This window comes from Paenisporosarcina sp. P4_D4, assembly GCF_056401835.1.
This window is the reverse complement of record NZ_JBFUIO010000134.1, coordinates 1-4,958: the sequence shown is the minus strand read 5'-3', so window position 1 is coordinate 4,958 and position 4,958 is coordinate 1. Positions and strand designations below refer to the sequence as shown.

4 protein-coding genes are annotated in these 4,958 nt (G+C 40.3%); 3 read left to right on the top strand and 1 reads right to left on the bottom strand.

All coding sequences use genetic code 11. The features are described from left to right. Nucleotides 1–127 precede the first annotated feature (127 nt). A complete protein-coding gene (locus AC1DSL_RS15680; RefSeq protein ID WP_477532896.1) occupies nucleotides 128–682 on the bottom strand; it encodes a helix-turn-helix domain-containing protein in 555 nt (184 codons plus the stop codon). Between the two features lie 290 nt (nucleotides 683–972). Between AC1DSL_RS15680 and AC1DSL_RS15675 the strand changes: the two genes are divergently transcribed. The 3 genes from AC1DSL_RS15675 to AC1DSL_RS15665 are packed head-to-tail and all read left to right on the top strand — an operon-like array spanning nucleotide 973 to nucleotide 4,485. Then, entirely contained in the window at nucleotides 973–1,632 is a 660-nt protein-coding gene (locus AC1DSL_RS15675; protein ID WP_342542059.1) for a GntR family transcriptional regulator, read from the top strand. A 7-nt stretch (nucleotides 1,633–1,639) separates the two neighbouring features. Further along, a complete protein-coding gene (locus AC1DSL_RS15670; protein ID WP_477532895.1) occupies nucleotides 1,640–2,815 on the top strand; it encodes an aminotransferase class I/II-fold pyridoxal phosphate-dependent enzyme in 1,176 nt (391 codons plus the stop codon). Between the two features lie 50 nt (nucleotides 2,816–2,865). Beyond that, entirely contained in the window at nucleotides 2,866–4,485 is a 1,620-nt protein-coding gene (locus AC1DSL_RS15665) for a M20/M25/M40 family metallo-hydrolase (RefSeq protein ID WP_477532894.1), read from the top strand. Nucleotides 4,486–4,958 lie beyond the last annotated feature (473 nt).

Sequence of the window (4,958 nt, the reverse complement as noted above, 5' to 3'; positions counted from 1 at the left end):
GTTATATATTTGCCCGACGCCGGTCCAAAAGAAACTTAATACGGCGGCAATGCCTGGGTTTTTTAGCATGAATTATTCCTCCTTATGATTCTCATACATAAGTATACGGATCACAGGCGGAAAAGATTCAAAAAGGATGAGTCATGGCCCAAATTGCTGTTGCAATTTGTGGACTGACATTTTCAAAACGATGAGGCAGATTGCTGTTGAAGTAAATACTGTCCCCTTCAAAAAGTTCATATACTTCTCCATCGACCTCTACACGAATTTGGCCTGACAATAAATACCCACATTCTTCCCCCGTGTGAAACATCAAGGGATTTTCTGATTGTTCACCTGGTTCTAAAATCAATTTAAAAAAGTTGATTTGTTTCCCTTGAGTAGGTGACAGGTGTTGATATGTAACATTCGGACGCAGTTGCTTCATTTCAGGCTGTTCATTATTACGTAGAACTGTAACGATTTCTTGCTCTTCTTCTACAAAGAATGTGAAGACGGGAACTTTTAAGCAATGACTCATTTTCCACAATGTATCCAGTGAAGGCGATACTTGTCCACGTTCTATTTGAGATATCATACTTTGGCTGACCCCAGCTTTTTTCGCTAAATCATCCGCAGTAAATCCTTGCGATTTTCTTAAATACCTAATTCTTTTACCAACTTCCTCTTTTGGAAAGTCCATGTTCTAAACCCCCATTCAGTTACTTAATGACGCACACTATCACTTATCTATCATTTTACACAATATGCTAATAAATGGGTTGAAAAAATATTAATAATTCTTAATTAATAATTATTTATTGTTATAAAATATCGTGGATAATTAGTAATACAATGTTGTCTTCATCTGCATTTGATAAAATATGACAGAATTTATCAAACAATCACTCTATACTTTGAGACACCAGTACGTTATAATTCACATATACTGTATACAGAATACAAGTTGTTTTTGAAAGAGGTTGACATCTGTTGAGAAAGATAAAAAAACCCGATTCATTAGCGGATCAAGCATATGATTTAATCCGCAAAGATATTTTGACGGGTACTCTTGCGCCTAATGAAGAACTGCGTGAAGAAAAATTCGCATTGGAATTGGGCATAAGTCGTACACCACTTCGGGAAGCAATTCGCCGGTTAGCAACTGATGGACTCGTGGTTTTACAAACTGGCAAACCGGCGAGTGTTTCATCCTTCACGAAAGAGGATGCACTTCATCATATGGAAGTCCGTAAGTTACTCGAAACGTACAATATTGAGCAAGTTGCCAAATTTACAACGCCAGAATTTCTTAAATCTCTGAAAAGTAATCTTAAGCTTCAAAAACGGGCAGCGGAGAAAAATGACTTTCATGAATTTATTGAACTGGATCGGGAGTTTCACCTATTATTGGCTGATCAAAATCCGAATACAAAATTATGTGAAATGATTTATACCATCAATACTGGCGTTAATCGTGCCTTTTTAATCCTTGCGAATACGTACCCCGTTTCTGCAATGGAAGCTAGCGGGGAGCATGAAGACATCGTCAACGCTCTTGAAAAACAAGACGTATCTAGTGCCATAAATGCCATGCTGGAACATATGGATAATATTGAAAGAAGATTTCTTCATTACTATGAGAAGGGTTGAAGATTCCATGCCACTTACGATAAATGAGCGCATTACCAAAATTGCCGTTTCAGGCATCCGTCAGTTTTCCAATCAGCTTGTACATTATCCGGACGCAGTGAATTTAACGATAGGCCAACCAGATTTCCCAACACCTGAAGCCGTCAAACAAGCAGGAATTGCAGCTATTTCAAATGACTTGACTGGGTATTCCCATAATGCCGGCATGATTGAGTTGCGCAATGCGGTCAGTCGCTTTTTCTTGGAGAAATATGAATTTGCATATAAAGCGGAAACTGAAGTTATCGTCACAATCGGTGCAAGCGAAGCCATTGATGTGGTTTTCCGAACCATCCTGGAAGAAGGAGACGAAGTGATTTTGCCGGCACCATGCTATACGGGTTACGCTCCAATCATTACCATGTGTGGTGCAAAGGTAAAGTACTTAGATACTTCAGATACAGACTTCCAACCATCTCCCGAGCGTCTGAAAGCTTTAATTAGCGAGAAGACGAAAGCAGTTCTATTCAATTTCCCATCAAATCCGACAGGTGTCACCATTGATTCCAAGCAAATGGATGCCTTGGCGGATGTATTGAAAGAGCAGGAAATCTATGTATTGTCCGATGAAATATACAGTGAAAACACTTTTTCTGGCGAACATCGTTCATTTGGTTCGTATCCAGAATTAAGAGACCGTTTGTTCCTCATTCACGGATTATCAAAATCTCACTCTATGACAGGCTGGCGTATCGGATTTTTATTAGGTCCTGAAGCACTTATGCAACATTGCATTAAAATTCATCAATACAATTCCGTTTGTGCACCGGTTCCGAGCCAATATGCAGCAATCGAGGCGCTAGGCAACAGCAGGGATGTTCCTGCTGAAATGAATAAAGAGTACATAGTCCGCCGTGATTACGTATATGGCCGACTGATTGATATGGGACTTGATGTGGTTAAACCAAATGGCGCTTTTTATATTTTTCCTTCTATTAAAGAATTCGGGATGACGTCCTTTGATTTTGCAACAAGTCTGTTGAAAGAAGGAGGCGTTGCATGTGTCCCAGGCAGTGCCTTCAGTGAATATGGTGAAGGTTTCCTACGTATTTCATATGCATATGCAATGCCGGTATTGGAAAAAGGAATGGATCGAATGGAATCATTCATTTCAAAACAAAGGGAAATACGTAAAATCGTATAGGTTAGGGCACCATTAAAAGATATTTGTCTTAAAAACAGGGGGAATACATCATGACAGAACTTATGTGGTCAACACCAGAAGCACTCCGCACCTTGTTATGTGAAGTAGTCAGTTGGAAAAGTATGACGCTATCAGATGGAGAACGAGAATTTCCGTTTAAGGTTCAAGCGAAATTGCAGGATATTCCATACTTCCAAGATCATTATAAAAACATTGAATTAAGCGAGGCAGATCTTGGTCGGAAGTTTCTCACTGCTTTATATAATCATCCAGAAGCGAAAGAAACGATTGTGCTAATCAGTCATTTCGATACGGTTAATACCGAAGAATACGGTGACCTTGAAGCATTAGCTTTTGAACCGGAAATGTTGACGAAAGCCTTGCATGATGTAAAAGAAGAATTGCCTGAAGACGCCCGACTTGATTTGGAATCAGGTAATTATTTATTTGGTCGTGGCACGATGGATATGAAGATGGGTCTAGTATTGCACATGAGCCTTATCGAAAAAGCATGTCATGAACAATGGCCGGTCAATATCCTGTTATTGACGGTTCCAGACGAAGAAGTAAACAGCTCTGGCATGAGAGCGGCAGTATCCAAATTGAATGAATATCGTGAGCAACATGATCTCACATACAAGCTATTTTTAAACAGCGAGCCCGTTTTCGCACAACAACCGGGTGATGATAAATATTATTTGTATTCGGGATCCATCGGAAAAATTATGCCGTCAGCCCTTTTTTACGGCATGGAGACACATGTGGGAGAACCGCTTAGTGGAATTACGGCCAATTATATTGCTTCATTTTTAACGCAGCGTATGGAATATAATCCATTATTTCAGGAAACTGTTCTAGGTGAGAAGACCCCATTACCCGTAACCATTCAGCAAAAAGATTTGAAGATGGAGTATTCAGCGCAGACACCGTATCGTGCGAAAGCATTATATAATGTGTTTCTGATGAAACGCAATGCTGCTGAAATCATGTCGATTTTTGAAGGTGTAGCGAATGAAGCTGCGGATGATTGCAACGCAAGCTATCAAGCGATTTGTACTCGTGAGGATGTAGCACCAGTTGGTGAGATACGGGTATTGAAGTACGAGGAATTGATGAATCACGCAGTTTCGAAATTTGGCTACGATTATGTAGAATTAGTCAAAACGACCGTTCGGGATCAACAGGAATTGGATGATCGTGAAAAATCATTCCGAATCGTTGATACACTGATGATTCAATGTCAGGAGTTGGCACCTGCAATCGTACTTCTTTTTGCACCACCGTATTATCCAGCAGTCAATACGAGTGACGATCCGTTAGTGGAAGAGTGTATGGAATTTATTAAAGAGCTGGGTAAATCGGAATTTAATCTAGCGATTGAACAGATTCATTATTTTAATGGAATCTCTGATTTGAGTTACGTGAACTACGAAGATACAAATGGGGGATGGCAGGTGTTTGAAGCCAACACACCTGTATGGGGCGATACGTACTCCATTCCCTTTAATGAAATGCGAACTCTAAAAGCTCCAGTTCTCAACGTGGGACCCTTCGGAAAAGACGCACACAAACGTACGGAACGGCTGCACATCCAAAGTGCATTCGTTGAATTGCCACAGTTACTCGAGAATTTAGTAAAAAAAGTCCTTTTGGAAAAAATAGAAGCCTGACCCAATCCCTCACTCTCTGATAGAGTGGGGGATTTTTGTAATGCTTTTCAGGATATCAGCTGGGGATATCGGGGGATATCAGGCTGGGGATATCAAGGATTCGCGGGTGGATATCGAGGATTCACCTTGTGATATCTACATTTCAGAAAGGGATATCTTGAAATGTGCCTGGGTTATCTAGGAATCGAATACAGATATCTAAAATTCACGAAATCCGCACAATTCAAATGCGCTGTAATGGTGCCATTTGCATCGCAAATGGCACGTTACTGTGGGCTTATYGCTGGAATCAAGGATTCGCGGGTGKWTATCWAGGATTCGTCGKGTGATATCTACATTTCAATAGGTGATATCTCAAATTGGMCAGTGTTTATCTAGAAATCGAGKACTCATATCTAAAATTCAAGAAATCCGAACAATATAAACGCGCTGAAATGGTGCCATTTGCACCGCAAATGGCACGTTGCTGTGGG

Coding starts and splice junctions, on each gene's coding strand:
- AC1DSL_RS15665 (WP_477532894.1), top strand. CDS start 2,866: ATGACAGAACTTATGTGGTCAACACCAGAAGCACTCCGCACCTTGTTA.
- AC1DSL_RS15680 (WP_477532896.1), bottom strand. CDS start 682: ATGGACTTTCCAAAAGAGGAAGTTGGTAAAAGAATTAGGTATTTAAGA.
- AC1DSL_RS15670 (WP_477532895.1), top strand. CDS start 1,640: ATGCCACTTACGATAAATGAGCGCATTACCAAAATTGCCGTTTCAGGC.